The organism is Nitrosomonas communis (assembly GCF_024102715.1).
Taxonomy (GTDB): domain Bacteria; phylum Pseudomonadota; class Gammaproteobacteria; order Burkholderiales; family Nitrosomonadaceae; genus Nitrosomonas; species Nitrosomonas communis_B.
Map to the genome: position 1 here is coordinate 1 of NZ_JAGFJM010000133.1, position 17,031 is coordinate 17,031.

The following is a 17,031-nucleotide window of genomic DNA, read 5'->3' on the forward strand; positions in this document are numbered from 1 at the left end:
CCAGTACTCATCATTGAGCATCATTCGGGGCATCGCAAACTCGTTTTGTTGGTGGTATGGGAACCCCAATATTACGAGTTTGTTTCTATCTATGAAATACTTACCTTAAAACGTCAACAGACCCTAGTCTCTTCGATATGAAATGAATCTAATCAATTAGATCAAACTACCATTCTCAAGCCATTCCCGACACTCGCAACTAAGCGCACGCTCACAAGCAACATTATAGAGCGCGAGTTCCTCGTCAGACAGCACATCATGCCAGCGACCGTTCGTTCCCTTGTGAAGAAAAGTCTGTGCGCCTCCTTTCCAAAAATGACCACCTCCTGGCGCATATAGCTCACCTTGTCGTTTCATCTCAGTGAATGAAACCGCTTTGATAATGCTGGCCCAGGCATTCGCTGGCACTTCAATTTCCAGAAATGTCGCCATGCGGCGAATCTCGTGCTCGGTATCCTTGAGCATATCGTTGTAGTGGAATAGTTGAATATTGGGAAGATGACGAAAATTCCACCACGACTGAACATTGGAAAGATGCGACCAATACGGCCAGCCATCGGCTTCCCATTCGAACGAGCCACGGGTTATCCAATTCCGCCAGAAAGTATGGATATCAGCCGGTGGACGCGGCAATTCATTTCCTACGCGGCCAGGCAGCATATTCATCAGAATAAAGAACTCATCCTTCATACTCTTATAATGATTCCATAACGACATAAAAACATCTCGCGCGTCGCGGGCAATATAAAGGTACTTGATCTTCCTGCTGTAAAACATGCCATCGAGCGGTAAATGCGTCTTGATAAAGCGGCGGTGCTTCTGCGCCTTTAATCTGTTTAATACCACTTCAAGCGGCATAATTCGCATATCCAGCCATGGCGACATTTCTGCCAGCGCCGCTGGCAAATTCCCATCTGGAAAGAGGAGATGCGCCACAATGGCTTGAGTCCACGTTGTGCCTGCTTTGTATGACGTTGCAACAACAATATCATCGTCGCGCGCCTCAAAATAATCCCAGCGCGTGCTGTCGAAATGATGATTCTGATAGATGCGCGTGCGTTCGGGCCGGATCAACATCTCTATAACCTCTTATAAAATGACAGATTATTAACTTATCCGGATACTATCATTTTCGCAAGCAAACGGGCGCATTAGCAAAAATTTGATTGGATAACCATCTCTCCCCCAGCATTGCATAATCATAAAGGTGAAGGATTTACTATTCCCCTTGCAGGATTTCAAATGGCAAAAAGAATCATTAAATGAGTCTTTATCGTAATTACCAGCACAAGGCGCGATGAGTAAAATCACCCGAAGATGATCACTCCATCTAATTTCCACAACTCAAATCGACAGGAGTCATGCTTATGTCCCAAGCCAATGCTTACGAACAATATATGCTGGAACTCGTTAATGCCGAACGTGCAAAAGTAGGTGCGCAACCACTCGCTTTCGATAGCGATCTCAATGAATCAGCTGAAAATCATAGTACTTGGATGATTGCAACCGACACTTTCTCTCACACAGGTGCAGGTGGATCAAGTCCAGGTGATCGGATGGCTGCAGAGGGCTACGTATTCTCTGGCTCCTGGAGCTGGGCAGAAAATATCGCATGGAGGAGTACCCGTTCACCAACAGGTTTGGTGGATGAAGTGGAACAATTACATGCTTCCTTGATGAATTCAACAGGCCATAGAGCAAACATTTTGAATGATACCCACCGTGAAATTGGAATCGGTTTTGAAGTTGGCCCCTACCGTAGTTTTGAAGGCGCCTTCGTGACGCAAAACTTTGCCCGCACTGGACTTAATTCTTTCCTAACTGGCGTTGCATTTGACGATCTGGATGGCGATAAGCACTATGATATCAACGAAGGATTAGGTGACTTCACCGTCAGCGCCCAAAATAACGCAACTGGCGTCATCACAACAACCAAGACAAATGCAGCAGGTGGTTACGAATTGGCGCTCACTTCTGGTAATTATACCGTCAGTTTTTCTGGCAGCGGATTCGCCACCACAACGCAACAAGTCAGCATTGGCAGCAAGAATGTAAAACTTGACCTGATCGATCCGGCAACGACTAGTAGCATTCCGGCACTACAGCAACCAGCGCCAACTGAGCCAATTGAGCCAACAGTAAATTCGCAGCCACCATCCACACCTGCCCCCGCTAATCAACCGAGCACAATAACCGGCACATCACGTTCTGACAGACTGACCGGGACTTCGGGTGATGATATGATCTCTGGCTTGAGTGGCAGAGACAAACTCTATGGTAATGCAGGTAATGATGAAATTAATGGCGGCAATGGCCGTGACATTCTATGGGGTGGCGCAGGTGCAGATATTTTGACAGGTGGCACAGGCGACGATATTTTTGTATTTGACGCGCCTTTTACCAGCGCCATCGATAAAATTACCGATTTCTCTCCGGCTGACGATATCATCGGTTTAGAGAACGCTATTTTTAACGGCCTGTCAACAGGCTTTCTCAACTCTTCAGCCTTCCACATCGGTGCTCACGCAGACGATGCCACAGATCGAATCATTTACAATGCACAAACCGGTGCTCTCAGCTATGATGCTGACGGTATCGGTGATGCAAGCGCTGAGCAGTTTGCCCAACTAACCGGTGGGCTTACCCTGACCAGCACAGACTTTTATGTGATCTGATTAAGTTGAACAACTGGCTTGTAGTCGCGTGGAGTAATTCCCGCCTACAAGCCATTGCTGTATGGCCCAGGGTAATATAAGCAATAGAAATAGATAATCATGCCAGATTTCGCGTTTAACCCTCTATCACACAGGTTTCTCCTTATTTATGACCATGGGTCGAATCAGCTTTCAGTGACGCGACTGATCAGACTCACCAGCATAAGGAACTGAACTCATTAATCCTGCGGCACCACTCTTGGCCGCCGATTGCCATCGATGGCGACGTAAGTCAGCACCGCCTCGGTCACTTTAATGCAGATCTCTTCCTCGCCTTCCCGCACACCCCGCTGGGCATAAACCGACACATCAACGGTTATCGAGGTACGTCCTATTTTGATGATGTCAGCATAGAAACTAACGATATCGCCTACAAATACAGGCTGTTTGAATACAAAGGAATTGACAGCAACCGTTGCGACCCGTCCGCGTGCACGCCGGATAGCAGGGATACTGCCTGCCATATCAACTTGCGACATGATCCAGCCGCCGAATATATCACCGGCATAATTGGTATCCGACGGCATCGGCACCATGCGCAATATGGGTTGCCCTGCCGGCAAGACAACACGCAATGCTGAATCTGTCTGAATGGTGGACATGTTTGATTTATAATAATATGTGACGTGAAATAGCCATGATTCCTTTCTTTATCAATGACCGGCGTACAGACGCTCAATTTCGGTCTGATAATGTTCCACAATCTTTGCCCGTTTCAATTTTAGCGTGGGTGTCAGCATTTCATTCGCAACAGTCCATGGTTCCGCAATCAAAGCGACTTGATATATTTTGGCATATCCCGGAAATTGATGGATTTGCTGGCTAATCATGTCTAACACAATCTCCTTTGCTTGCTCATTTTTTGCCAGTTGCGGCGGGTCCGCTGCTACCTGACACTGGACAGCGACACTTTCCCAGCCACGCTTGCTCAATACAACCAATGCGCTCAAATAAGAACGCCCTTCGCCCACGATCATGACTTGCTCGAACAACGGGTTTTGCAGAATAGCCGCTTCCATATCTGCAGGCGGCACCTTCTCACCGGTAGATGTCACGATAATGTCTTTCAGGCGGCCAGTAATCGTGATTCGCCCCTGTTCATCGATACGGGCGATATCACCCGAATTCAACCAGCCATCATCGGAGATAATTGCTCGCGTGGCTTCTGGATTGTTCCAGTAACCAAGCATCACGTTAGGACCGCGAATCAATAAGGCATTATGTTCACCCAGTTTAACCTCCACACCCGGGATAGGCTGCCCTACACTGGATGGCAAATTATTATCGAGACGATTGGCACACACCACTGGACTGGTTTCAGTCATACCATAGCCTTGCAATATCGGCAATCCCAAACCAATGAATACGCGTGAAATTTCGGGTGATAGTGCTGCACCCCCACTCATCGCCTGCTGTAAACGCCCCCCCAGTTTATCCATCAATTTACGCGCCACCAGCTTATCCAGCAGCGGCCACAATAAATGGGAAAAATGCCAGGAATCGCGCCCTTGTTGCTGCTCGAACCGGCTGTAACCCACTTCTACCGCTAAATTGAACAGTTTTCTGGCCAGGATCGACGCTTCTTCCAGTTTCGCGTTTATACCTGCATACACGCGTTCATAGATACGCGGCACGGAAATGAGTATGGTTGGACGAATCGTGAGCAGATCCTCTTGCAACTGCTGAATCGAGCGAGCATAGGCGATGGTGGCACCACACATCATCGGCACATAGTAACCAGCGGTGCGTTCAAAAGTATGCGATAGCGGCAGAAACGAAAGCAGCAGATCAGCAGGTGTCACAGTTACAATCTGGGCAGAGGCATACGCATTAGTCAGAATATTGTGATGGCTGAGCATGACTCCTTTAGGGCGGCCTGTCGTGCCAGACGTATAAATGATGGTGGCGAGCGCATGCGGATCAGTATTCAGGTGCTGAGCTTCATTCGCCTGCTCCGGCAGCCACTTACTTAGCATAACGATGCGGTCATCTCGTGCGTGCACTGCTTCTTCCTCAGATAGAGTCATGATCACGATGCATGACAAACTGGTGAGCAGATCTTCGACTTGAGAAAACGCTTCCCATTGCGTTAGCTTTTCTATTAATAGCAGTTTGACTCCTGCATTCTGCAGGCAATAGGCTGCATTTTCGGCCCGATCTTCAGTATAAAGAGGCACAACCACCAACCCTAACCCAATAGCTGCTTGCTCGAACATCACCCACTGCGGGCAATTTCTTGACATCACGGCAACCCGGTCACCAGCAGATAAATTTTCTTGTGACAGCGCAATCTGCCAGCGTGTTACTGCCTGCGCCATCTCCGCCCAGGTGTAATCACGCCATTGCTCAGTCGTCACCTCAAAATCGCGATAGGCCACTGATTGCGGAGAACGACGTACACGCTCTCTGAATAATCCATCCAGCGTTTTAGCCACTGCTACTGAAATCACATCTGTTTTGGTGTGCTGCTTGTCCGCCACATCTTCTCCTTGTCAAAATTGGCCATACTATTCGTAGAAATTCTGCCTGATTGCTCTTGCTAAGATGCCATACTCGCTGTTTTCCCAAAATCAGGTGAAAAATCATCGACCATAATGACACGGCGGCGCAGAACTTTCATTTTTTCGAGCAACGCAACTTCCTCTTGGTTGATGATGCCGCACTGCAGTGCCTCAGTCACTTTTTCGTCATTGCGAGCAGTCAACTGGCCTGCCTTGACAGCATGACGTAATTTAGTCTCGATGGCTTCACAAACAACAGCGCATTCCATGGCCTGCTCCAGATAAGCTAATGGTTCATCATCATTATTTGGAATATAAATACCCGCTGTCAGCCGATCACGCACTTCCCCGGGTTCCAGGATCAAGCGGGCTACGGTATTTGAAAGTGCGTCGGCAGGCGGGACAAGGCGCATACCCAATGGAAATACGAGTATGCGCATCAAGCCACGCAGCAAAAAGTGCCCAGGGAAATTTCTCAGCAGTCCATCAAAGGCTTGCTGAGTACGATAAAGCGCATCCTGTATCGACCAGTGTAACAATGGTAAATCTGCAGCGGGCCGTCCATCATCTTCAAAACGCTTGAGCGTTGCAGAGCATAAATACAGCATACTGAGTATATCGCCGAGTCTGGCGGATATTCTTTCCTTACGCTTGAGCGCCCCTCCTAATTTCAGCATGGCAATATCGGTTAACAAAGCAAATGCGGCGGAAAAACGAGTCAATTGCCGATAATAATCGACGGTATCGCTCAGAATACCTTCTGGGATCTGTTTGATATTTTTGCTGCTTAGTCCGTACCAGAAGCTACGGCAAACATTGCGCAGACTGAAAGCGATATGCCCGATTAATGCCTGGTCAAATGCTACCAAAGCACGCTGCTTGTCTGAATCATTGGCTGCAGTGATTTCCTGCAAGACGTATGGATGACCTCGAATCGCACCCTGACCGAAAATAATCATGTTTCGCGTTAAAATATTGGCACCTTCCACCGTGATGCTCACGGGCATTTGTTGATAAGTACGGGCCAGATAATTGCTTGGTCCCATACAAATGCCTTTGCCGCCATGCACATCCATGGCGTCATTGACTAACTGGCGGCTACGCTCAGTCAAATGATATTTAACAATGGCTGAAATCACCGAAGGTTTTTCACCGAGGTCTACCGCACCTGCGGTCATGACTCTGGCAGCATCCATCATGTAAGTATTGCCGGCAATTCGTGCCAGTGCTTCCTCTACTCCTTCAAAAAAACCAATGGGTGTTTTAAATTGCACTCGCACCCTCCCATAAGCACCACTCGTGCGCGCCGCCAGTTTGGCTGCACCGGTTCCGGTAGCAGGCAGGGAAATTGAACGTCCTGCCGCCAAACAATTCATCAGCATCCGCCAGCCGTTACCCACGCCAGCACGCCCACCGATTACCCAGTCCATGGGAATGAATACATCAGTGCCAGAATTCGGGCCATTCTGGAATGCACCATTCAACGGAAAATGACGACGGCCAATGTTCACACCGGGTGTATTGGTAGGAATTAATGCCAAGGTGATACCAAGATCTTCTTCGCCGCCAAGCAGTCTCTCCGGATCGCGTAACCTGAATGCCAAACCCAGTATGGTCGCGACCGGCCCCAGCGTAATGTAACGTTTTTCCCAGGTAACACGCATACCGAGCACGTCATGCTGTCCGTCATGCTCACCTCGGCACACGATCCCCAGATCCGGTATTGATCCAGCATCAGAACCCGCATCAGGTCCTGTCAGAGCGAAACAAGGCACCTCCAATCCTTTTGCCAGGCGGGGCAGATAATGATTCTTCTGCTCTTCTGTTCCATAGTGCAGCAGTAGTTCAGCCGGTCCCAGCGAATTGGGCACCATGACCGTTACCGCTGCCGTATTACTGCGCGTGCTGATTTTCATCACCACCTCAGAATGCGCGAGCGCCGAGAATCCATAACCTCCATATTCCTTAGGAATAATCAAGCCGAAGAATCCGTTGTCCTTAATAAATTGCCAGGCTTGCGGCGGCAAATCATACCGTTCATGGGTAATATCCCATTCATCCAGCATCGCGCAGAGTTGCTCGACGGGCCCTTCCAGAAATGCCTTTTCCTCTGAACTAAGAACCGGTTTGGAATAAGCCAGCAATTTATGCCAATATGGCTTGCCGCTAAACAGCTCCCCCTCCCACCACACCGTCCCTGCATCGAGTGCTTCCTGCTCAGTTTGTGAAATCTGAGGAAGAATTTTGCGGAAAATTTTCAGCACAAAATTAGAAAAAAGATAACGGCGCAAGAATGGAATCACCAGAATGGCCACCACGATCGCTATCAGCGAAAAAATAAGCAATAAAAAAGACAGGAGCATCGTTTTTCCTGTAAAAATTAAAATTCTAACTACACTACCTTAGAAAACGCTTGTGTCAAGCCTTACTACACAGAAGTTTTCAATAGTTTATTAAAATTTTGTCGAGGTGTTGTAGAATCAAGCCAGACCATAAATATAAGTGTCGGTGTCTAACCCACCTTCTGACTTGGTGTCATAATAGCTACATCTATCAGCATTCATCTCTTTAGGATTGTAAATGGAAAACCGGGCCCATGCGCTTGCAGCGGGTTTATTCGTAATTATTCTTGGCATGGCAGTAGCAGCCGCTGTCATATGGTTTAGTGACCAGAAAATCCTGCACGATCACTATATCCTGGTATCGGAAGAGGGTTCCGTGGCAGGATTGAATCCCGAATCGTCAGTTCGCTATCGTGGTGTTCTTGTGGGCAAAGTCAAAGAAATCAGGTTCGATCCGAAGAATCCAAACCTGATCCTGGTACATATTGCCGTGAGCAGTCATGTAACCTTCCCTAAAAACATCTATGCGCAGTTAGCCAATCAGGGATTAACCGGACTGGCCTTTATCGAATTAAATATCGATGGTAAAGAACCTGTGGACGAACGACTTCCTCCTGATACGCGTATCCCCTTGCACCCTTCTTTCATCAAAGAATTATCAACATCAGTCGAGGATTTAGTCAAAAATTCCAACGAAGCAATCAAACGCCTCAATGCCTTGTTGAACGACCAGAATCAGACCCAGATCAATACTATTCTGACAAACTTCGCGCAGGCTATCCGCCGTTACGATGGTTTGGTCGAGCAACTGCAAGCAGGTATCAAATCGTTCCCTAAGTTAACTAACGAAGCGAACCTAACGCTGAAGCAGACGCATCATCTCCTGTCAGACATCAGCCAAGCTATAGCAACAATCAATCAACAGAATGGCCTGATAGATGGATTGTCTCAAAGCAGCCACGAGCTTGCCGACACCCTGCCGAAATTACGGGAAGTGACCACCGCCATTGTGCAAAGCACCCACCATATCAATCGTGTACTGCTTAAGCTAGAAGAGCAGCCGCAAAGCTTGTTATTTGGTAGCTCCTCTGCCTCGCCTGGTCCTGGAGAAAACGGTTTTGTGCCACCTGGGAAAATCACACCATGATCAAATTTGCCATTCTGATTCTGCTGTTGCTTGCTGGCTGTACCTTAACACCCAAAACGAATGCTCCGGTGGCCATCTATGATTTTGGCCTGCAACCATCTACCGGACACAGCAGCTCACCTCCTTTTAACACGAGTATGCTGGTAGCAGACGTGACCGCTCCCATCTGGCTGGATAATCAAGCGATACAATATCGCCTCGCCTATCATGATCCGGCGCGTTCCTATGCCTATGCCAACAGTCGCTGGGCTGCTTCCCCCGCAAAAATGCTCACTCGGCGCATCAAGGACCATCTTGCTAATCATAGCCGCAGAGGTATCATCGGTAATCATGATGGTTTAAAGGCAGACTACGCTTTGCATATCGAACTGGAAGAATTTACTCAAGTGTTTGACCATCCGGACGAAAGCCGAGTTATCCTCCGCCTGCGCGCAAGCCTGGTCGAACGCAGTAGACGCCAATTACTTGCGCAACAACAATTTACCAGCGAACAAACCACCCCTACTGCAGATGCTGCCGGAGCAGTTGCTGCATTGATCGCGGCCAGTGATATGGTGTCGGACGACCTACTCAAATGGCTTAGAGATCATCTGGCAGAGAAACATGGCGGCAAGAATAATGACGTCAGTCACGTTTCGCTAGCTCGTTGTTGTGATAATATTCATCACTTCCTAATACTATAGACATCACGTGCGCCTACTTTATCTTACTGTTTTACTGTCTGTCGGGCTGACTGCCTGCGGTCTAAAAGCACCGCTCTATCTGCCGCATGAAACACCACCGCCGCCACAACCATCTCAGGATGATGAACGAATAAAGCAATGAGCGGATTTATATCATTTGCGTATCAACACGATCAGCTTTTCGCTGAATCGGTTTCTTTGATCGATATTGCCAACGAATTCGGCACTCCCTGCTATGTATATTCGCGCGCAGCGCTAACTGCTGCTTATCAGGAATTCAGTCGCGCCTTCGCCGGTCGTGATCATCTCATCTGCTACGCGGTCAAAGCCAACTCAAATCTAGCCATTCTCAATGTGCTTGCCCGTCTGGGCAGTGGCTTCGATATCGTTTCAGGCGGCGAGTTACAGCGGGTACTGAAAGCTGGTGGCAATCCCAGGAAAATCGTGTTTTCGGGTGTGGGAAAAAATCAGGAAGAAATGCGCGCAGCGTTGGCTGCCGATATTCTCTGCTTCAATATCGAATCAGAAATGGAATTGTTGCGTCTTAACCAGATTGCGCAAGAGATGAACAAAGTTGCACCGGTAAGCCTGCGAGTCAATCCTGATGTCGACGCTAAAACTCACCCTTATATCTCAACAGGTCTTAAGGAAAACAAATTCGGTATTCCTATGGCTGAGGCGGAACGTATCTATCATGCAGCACGTGAGCTGAGCCATGTTCATATCACCGGCCTGGATTGCCATATCGGTTCGCAGCTGACTGAAATTGATCCGTTCATTGAAGCCAGTAATAAGATGCTTAATTTACTGGATCGTCTGGAAAGTCAGGGATTACATATTGCGCATCTCGATTTGGGAGGTGGTCTGGGTATACGCTATAACCAGGAATCGCCGCCATCAATCAAAGATTATGTGGCGGCACTATGCGTCACTGTAGGACAAAGGAAGCAGCGCATCCTCATTGAACCTGGCCGCTCGTTGGTCGGTAATACAGGTCTATTACTGACTCGTGTCGAATACCTTAAGCATGCGCCCCACCGGAATTTTGCCATTGTAGACGCGGCAATGAACGACTTGATGCGTCCAGCGCTATATGATGCCTACCATGAGATCCTGCCAGTCATTAAAAAGGCAGGTGCTGTTAGTACTTATCAGGTGGTGGGGCCTGTCTGTGAAACAGGTGATTTCATTGGGCACGACCGCAAACTAACCTTGGCAAAAGATGACTTGCTTGCTGTCATGTCGGCAGGTGCTTATGGAATGAGCATGAGCTCGAATTATAATACTCGCCCCCGTGCAGCAGAGGTTATGGTGGACGGCGACACTGTCCATTTGATTCGCGCCCGTGAAACAATAGAGCAGCTGATTGCTTCTGAAAAGGTGCTGGACTGAAATCGGCTATGGATCAAGCTCAGTAAATCCTCATTATTTGCTCCAGTCCGCTGCATTGATTGATTTATGACAACTTATACCATGACCCGCCCTGCCAGTATTGAAGACAACCACTATCAGGAGCATATCCTGCAGGGCGTTTCACGCACTTTTGCACTGACGATCCCACAGCTCCCACTCCCGCTCTATCAAGTCATCGGCAATGCCTATTTACTGTGCCGTATTGTGGATACGGTGGAAGACGATAACGGTTTATCCTCCGAACAAACCCGCAAGTTCGCCGAAATGTTTATCCAGGTCGTCAGTGGCAATGTTGCTGCCGAATCATTTGCAGAAGCATTATTTCCACTGCTTTCTAACCACACCATTCCTGCCGAGCATGACCTGATCAAGAATACGCCCGCAGTAATCCGCATTACGCATAGCTTCAACCCCACCCAGCGCAGGGCATTAGAACGTTGTGTCCGTATCATGGGACAAGGCATGGCAGATTATCAGGAAAGCGAGTCGCTGGCTGGATTAAAGGATTTAGCAGCCCTTGATCAGTACTGTTACCATGTAGCCGGCGTTGTAGGTGAAATGTTGACCGAATTGTTCTGCGATTATTCGGAAGAGATCAATCGCTACAAGCCCACTCTCATGAAATTGGCTGTTTCATTTGGTCAAGGTCTGCAAATGACCAATATCTTGAAAGATATCTGGGAAGATAGAAAGCGTGGCGCATGCTGGTTGCCACAAGACATTTTCCGGAAAAAAGGATTTGATCTCACTGATTTGCAGGCAGGGCATGCTGACCCTCGATTTCATGAAGGCCTTGGCATATTGATTGGCATTGCCAAGGCTCATTTGCGCAATGCACTCACTTATACCTGCATGATCCCCCCGCAGGAAAAAGGCATCCGTCGCTTCTGCCTTTGGGCGCTGGGCATGGCCGTGCTGACGCTGAATAAAATCAACCGAAACCGTTCTTTCAGTCAAGGAACTCAAGTCAAGATTTCCCGACTGAGTGTCAAAGCAACTGTTCTCGTTACCAGCACTTTGGTCAGTCAGGACTGGGCATTACGGCGCATGTTTACATTCGCCTCCCGGCACCTTCCCGAAATGGATATTTTAGGCAATGAAATATCGTTCTAAACTATACTATTAACTTCATTTTTGCTTATAACCACCATCATGAAATCTCTGGTAACTGGTGCAAATGGTTTCGTTGGTTCAGCAGTGGTAAGGTGCTTACTGACCGCCGGTCATGAAGTACGTGCATTCGTCAGACGGGGAGGTGATCAGCGCAATCTCACCAAACTCCCTATTGAGACTGTGGAAGGCGATCTGCGCGATATCACCTCCATAAAACGTGCAGTAACAGGCTGCAACAACCTGTTCCATGTGGCAGCTGATTACCGTCTGTGGGTACCTAATCCAGCCATCATGTATGACGTGAATGTCAACGGCACCAAAGCATTAATCCTCGCTGGCGCAGAAGTGGGCATAAATCGCATGGTTTATACCAGCAGTGTTGCCACCCTGGGACTGAACTCAAACAGCTTACCTGCTGATGAAGAGACGCCTTCCAGTCTGGCGACGATAGCCGGACACTATAAACGCTCAAAATTTCTAGCAGAACAAGCTGTACAAGCACTTGTGCGTGAACATCAATTGCCATTGGTGACGGTCAATCCATCTACACCAATTGGTCCGCGCGATGTCAAACCCACCCCCACAGGACGTATCGTGCTCGACACGCTGCGTGGCAAAATGCCAGCCTATGTCGATACCGGATTAAATGTCGCTCATGTCGATGACATTGCTTATGGTCACCTGCTCGCATATCAGCATGGAAAGCCGGGCGAACGTTATATCCTGGGTGGCGACGACATGACATTGCTGCAAATACTTCAGACGATAGACGACATCACCGGCAAGCCTACCAAGCGCAGAAGCATCCCAGTCAAACTGATGTTGCCGATCGCGCATACCATGGAGATCGTTGCCAGAATTACCAAAACCGAACCCCGTGCCACCGTGGCCAGTATCCATATGGCCAAAAAGAAAATGTTTTTTACCAGTGCTAAAGCGGTGCGGGAATTGGGTTATCAGCCCCGGCCCGCTGTAGAAGCAATTAAAGATGCCATCGACTGGTTTAGAAGTGCTAATTATTGTTAGATTTACCAAAAAAATCCTCCTATAACCAAATGCTTCATTTTCTCAACATCACCAGCGTTTCCACATGCGGTGTGTGCGGAAACAAATCGACCAACTGGATCTCGTTGATCTGCCATCCCTTTTTTGCGAACGCCCAGGCATCGCGGGCAAAGGTATCAGGATCGCAGGATATGTAGTAAATCGTTCTCAAGGCGATAAAATGCTCAAAAAAACCCTTCATATTCTTTAAACCTGCACGCGGTGGATCCAGCACGAGGGTATCGGCATCTGCAATACTCTTTCGTAAGATCTTCCAGATAAAAGGTTTAAACAGATCAATCGGTCGGGCATCCACTTTAGCTAAATTCTTTGCTCGGAGTCGCTTGATGGCATCCAGACTCGATTCATACGCAATCACTTCATTACAGCCAGATTCAGCAATCACTTCGGTAAAATTGCCGGAGCCGCAAAATAACTCGACCACCTTGCCTGGATAAGGATTTTCCTGAAGCTTGCTTCTAAGCCAGGATTTCATCCATTCATTTTGTGCATTATTCCCCTGCTTAAAAGGCCGCTTCTGATTGAGTAAAATGTTTTCAGCTGGCAAATTATCATCCAGATCGATGAAATTCCAGTCAAAGCCGACACCAGGTGCCCAATCTTCGCGCGGCAAGCTTTTTAGCATTCTTTGCAGGAGATTTCTACAAGTATCGTTCAGTACGATACAATCTCCCACCGGGGCAATCTTATGGGAACCTTCAGCCACAAAACCCAATTTCTCACCATCGGTTTTAACCTGGAAGCGATTGCGATAACCATAAAGCTGTGGAGAAGGCTGCACCTCGGGCACATGCAGTTGTGCCGTGTCGAATCCAACTCGTTTCATCGCATAAATCAGGCGATTCCGTTTTTGCTCGAGTTGACTGCCATAATTCGCAATCATCCAGGGACAACCCGAACAAGAATCTTCATCGGCGCCCAGAAAAACACAGTCGGGTTGCCGTCTTTGACTAGATGATTCAATAAGCTGGACAAGCCTGGCATAGCCATATTTCTTGTTGTTCAGCGGCCGATCGATGACCTTAAATTCACCCCTATCCCCTGGCCATGTGCCAAACACGAAATAGGAAATGCCCTCCTGCTCATTTCTGACTACACCCAATCCTTTTTGCGATAAATGAGTCACTTCACCAGTGAATTTCATCTGTTCAGTCATTATTGGATTTAATTCCTAAAATCGATTTGTCACAGCATCCAAACGTCAGATCAAGCTCTCAATTGCCGCAATGTTATGACAATATTAATGCACCAGACGCAGTCCAGGCGGCAAGGATTCACCATACATACTGCGCTCGTCAGCTGCCTGCAGCTCAGTTGCGTGCTGAACCATTGCAACCCACGATGCCGGGCATTTGGCTTTTTGCAAAGATTGAATAATTTGCGCGCGCAACTCTGGCTGGATATCCCGCTCACGGTCTCCGCTCATGCGTGCCAGCATAGTTGCAGCAAATGCAGCTGGCTGAGTCTTTCTCCAGTCCAGTTTGAGCACATATTGCAGCCAGTCAGCGGCAATCTCAGCCGGAACGACATTATGGGCGCTGCCATAAAACGGCATCCGGGCACCGATACGCCCTATCGCCCACCAGGTTTGCAGTGACTCTGACCCCTTTTGCAGGCGTTCCAGCAACCATCCACCCACTTCAATTTTGCGTGCTGCAGGCAAGCGTTCCAATGTGGCGACCAGGCGCACCATATCATCATAGCCTTGATGCTTTGCTCCCGGTGACTGCTTCGCGGCGCGCTTGCTGGAAGGTTGTAGGTAATAAGCAATATCATCCAGAATCTGGCATTGCGCCAATTCACTTAAACCGCCGCTCACACGCCGCCACAACGTCCACCATTCCGCCCATACTGCTGCTTCGGGTCTATATTGCACTCCCTGCGCATAAATAGACCACAGCTGCCGCACCCGCCAATCATCCAGCGGATAACCAAACCCCGGGCGTAAACAAAAGCCAATCAAATTAAACCATAATCTTTCATGCGCGGCGGAATAACGGCGGCGTTGAGCACATTCCCATAATGTGCTGAATAACTCCCGCAGTAGAGGCGTATCCCAATCATCGCGCTTGCCTAAAATTTTCTCCAGATCTGCTCGCAGGGTTTTTATCGCTTTGGGATTGACCTTTTTTGATGGCGGACCATATACCAGACTAATCAGCTCTGCCGCCTCGGCAAAACGTGGATGCAATTGACTGGATATACTGGATACCAATCTATCTTTGCCACCACGCAATTGGAACTCCAGTTTCCAGCGCTGGGCAGGCTTGCTTTGGGCGACACAAGCCAGTTCAAGAGTACCAACCTCTGTCAGGGTCGTTTGTAACTGCACCGGCACTTCAGCTGTTGACGCCTGCGCTGTCTCTTTCTCCTGAGTTAACACAGTAGCGAGTGGCGGTAGAAGGGTAAACATAACTTCATTTAGGGTAACGATGTCCCCTGGATTGAAGGCTCTGTCACTGATCGATGACACCAGATGAAAACGCACTGGTTCACCAATCCGTAAGGCAAAACTGCGTTCAGTCAATTGAATCGGCTGCCCTTCTTCTGTCCCACGCGGCAGAATGCATACCGCTTGTTGCGTTTCTTGGTCGGCAGCAACCTGAATAAAATAACTCCGTGCCGAGCCACCACCGATGCTCATACCTTTGCCGCGACGCGCCATGGCATAAGCAACTGCGCCACGGGCCACAGCAAGATCAGGATGTACGTTCAGCAATTGTTGCAACGGCGCACCGCGCCACTGCGCCAATATATCCAGTAAACGCTGGGATAACAATGCGCTGTTAAAAATGCCGCCATTTAGCAAAATAGCATCTGGAATCGGAATGCTGTCATTAGAAGCAAGCTCACCCAATGCCTCGCGTGAGGCTTGCGCATGCAGTGTGAGAAATGCAGCAATGTGCCGGCTGATAGCCGGATCAGATACGTAAGGCAGGCCAAATTCAACAATGCCAGCGCGAGTGCGCTGCGGCAGTTCGTCGAGCGGTGTGATCGGTAAAAATCCATCCAGTAACATGCGATGCACTGCCTCGCGCTTCAGTTCAGTTGAACGCGCGCCGCCAATCAGTTTGGCACCTGTGCCAAGTATAGTTACCGTGGTTTTTTCCGGTGCACTGGGATGCAACAAACATTCCTTGGCATTACGGCATTGTTGCATGAGTTGTGCAAGACTCGCTGCAGTTAGTGGTGCGCCAGAAGTAACCAGTTGTCCTTCTGCAACATGCGCCAGCGCCAGATCCATATTATCCCCACCGAGCATCAGATGATTGCCTACCCCGATGCGTGTCAGTTGCACCTGTCCATCTTTGAGCACCACTTTGATCAGGGTAAGGTCGGTGGTGCCACCACCCACATCACACACCAGAATCAAACGGGTATCCGCTAATACGGTATTGAGCTCCTGTTCATGCACCGCTAACCAGTCATAACAGGCTGCTTGCGGTTCTTCAACCAGGCGTGCAGCGGTAAGGCCTGCCAGATGTGCCGCCTCAACAGTCAATGTTCTTGCCCCCTCATCAAAAGAAGCAGGGACAGTAATGACGACTTCCTGTTTTTCCAAAGGATGCTCAGGAAATTGATGATTCCATGCGCTGCGCACATAGGTGAGATAAGAGGCAGTGGCATGTACCGGCGAAATTTTGCCGATACCTTCAGCGCCTCCCCATGGCAAAATCGGCGCCATACGATCAACCGCCGCGTAAGATAACCAGCTCTTAGCGCTGGCAACTAAACGGCCAGGTACTCGTGAGCCCAGTTCGCGCGCCAGCTCGCCAAACACCGCCATCGGTTCCTGTGGATCAATGTGGTTTAACTGCCATGGCAGATGAAGATCTCGCTCGGCCAACTCCCCTGGGGCAGGATGATAACGTAAAGAAGGTAACAACGGTCTGGCTGCTACTTCACCGGGCGCGACCAATTGTTCAATGCTAAATACCGCAATCGCTGGCCGGGATATGCTCATATCAGCGTACGCCGCTACGGTATGCGTCGTACCCAGATCAATACCGACTATATAGCGGCATAGATTTTTTGCTTTACTCAAAGTTTGCC

The 17,031-nt window shown here is 48.8% G+C and carries 13 protein-coding genes; 7 read left to right on the forward strand and 6 right to left on the reverse strand.

From position 1 onward, the window contains the following. Positions 1-156: 156 nt before the first annotated feature. Positions 157-1,077 (reverse strand): sulfotransferase domain-containing protein, encoded by a 921-nt coding sequence (locus J5I83_RS12835; RefSeq protein WP_304056733.1) that lies wholly within the window; start codon positions 1,075-1,077, stop codon positions 157-159. 290 nt (positions 1,078-1,367) lie between these two features. Here J5I83_RS12835 and J5I83_RS12840 point away from each other — a divergent pair, with 290 nt between their 5' ends. Beyond that, complete coding sequence (locus J5I83_RS12840; protein WP_304056735.1) at positions 1,368-2,675, forward strand: CAP domain-containing protein; 1,308 nt, start codon at positions 1,368-1,370, stop codon at positions 2,673-2,675. A gap of 218 nt (positions 2,676-2,893) precedes the next feature. Here the strand turns inward: J5I83_RS12840 and J5I83_RS12845 are convergent, their stop codons facing one another. The 3 genes from J5I83_RS12845 to J5I83_RS12855 are packed head-to-tail and all read right to left on the reverse strand — an operon-like array spanning position 2,894 to position 7,578. Further along, on the reverse strand, positions 2,894-3,316 hold the full coding sequence (locus J5I83_RS12845) for an acyl-CoA thioesterase (RefSeq protein WP_304056737.1): 423 nt from the start codon (positions 3,314-3,316) through the stop codon (positions 2,894-2,896). Between the two features lie 51 nt (positions 3,317-3,367). Further along, positions 3,368-5,194, reverse strand: a complete 1,827-nt coding sequence (locus J5I83_RS12850; protein ID WP_304056738.1) for a long-chain fatty acid--CoA ligase — start codon at positions 5,192-5,194, stop codon at positions 3,368-3,370. A gap of 59 nt (positions 5,195-5,253) precedes the next feature. After that, positions 5,254-7,578, reverse strand: coding sequence for an acyl-CoA dehydrogenase (locus J5I83_RS12855; RefSeq protein ID WP_304056739.1), 2,325 nt, complete (start codon positions 7,576-7,578; stop codon positions 5,254-5,256). Between the two features lie 217 nt (positions 7,579-7,795). Between J5I83_RS12855 and J5I83_RS12860 the strand changes: the two genes are divergently transcribed. The 6 genes from J5I83_RS12860 to hpnA all read left to right on the forward strand — a co-directional run bounded on the left by J5I83_RS12860 (position 7,796) and on the right by hpnA (position 12,939). Next, positions 7,796-8,704 carry an MlaD family protein gene (locus J5I83_RS12860; RefSeq protein ID WP_304056741.1) on the forward strand — a complete coding sequence of 303 codons (909 nt, stop codon included), beginning with the start codon at positions 7,796-7,798 and terminating at the stop codon, positions 8,702-8,704. Further along, positions 8,701-9,387: an ABC-type transport auxiliary lipoprotein family protein gene (locus J5I83_RS12865; RefSeq protein WP_304056743.1), complete on the forward strand. Its 687-nt coding sequence runs from the start codon at positions 8,701-8,703 to the stop codon at positions 9,385-9,387. Before J5I83_RS12860 ends, J5I83_RS12865 begins: the two co-directional genes overlap by 4 nt. Positions 9,388-9,394: 7 nt before the next feature. Beyond that, positions 9,395-9,529, forward strand: coding sequence for a lipoprotein (locus J5I83_RS12870; RefSeq protein WP_304056745.1), 135 nt, complete (start codon positions 9,395-9,397; stop codon positions 9,527-9,529). Next, a complete protein-coding gene (gene lysA / locus J5I83_RS12875) occupies positions 9,526-10,779 on the forward strand; it encodes a diaminopimelate decarboxylase (protein ID WP_304056747.1) in 1,254 nt (417 codons plus the stop codon). Before J5I83_RS12870 ends, lysA begins: the two co-directional genes overlap by 4 nt. A 66-nt stretch (positions 10,780-10,845) precedes the next feature. After that, positions 10,846-11,913, forward strand: a complete 1,068-nt coding sequence (locus J5I83_RS12880) for a phytoene/squalene synthase family protein (RefSeq protein ID WP_304056749.1) — start codon at positions 10,846-10,848, stop codon at positions 11,911-11,913. Positions 11,914-11,952: 39 nt separating this feature from the next. Beyond that, positions 11,953-12,939 carry a hopanoid-associated sugar epimerase gene (gene hpnA / locus J5I83_RS12885; protein ID WP_304056751.1) on the forward strand — a complete coding sequence of 329 codons (987 nt, stop codon included), beginning with the start codon at positions 11,953-11,955 and terminating at the stop codon, positions 12,937-12,939. A 34-nt stretch (positions 12,940-12,973) separates the two neighbouring features. On the opposite strand, the gene J5I83_RS12890 is transcribed toward hpnA, so the two are convergent. Continuing rightward, the gene (locus J5I83_RS12890) at positions 12,974-14,134 is read right to left on the reverse strand and encodes a class I SAM-dependent RNA methyltransferase (protein WP_304056753.1); all 1,161 of its coding nucleotides are present in this window, start codon (positions 14,132-14,134) and stop codon (positions 12,974-12,976) included. Positions 14,135-14,218: 84 nt separating this feature from the next. Beyond that, on the reverse strand, positions 14,219-17,023 hold the full coding sequence (locus tag J5I83_RS12895; protein ID WP_304056756.1) for an Hsp70 family protein: 2,805 nt from the start codon (positions 17,021-17,023) through the stop codon (positions 14,219-14,221). Between the last annotated feature and the right edge of the window lie 8 nt (positions 17,024-17,031).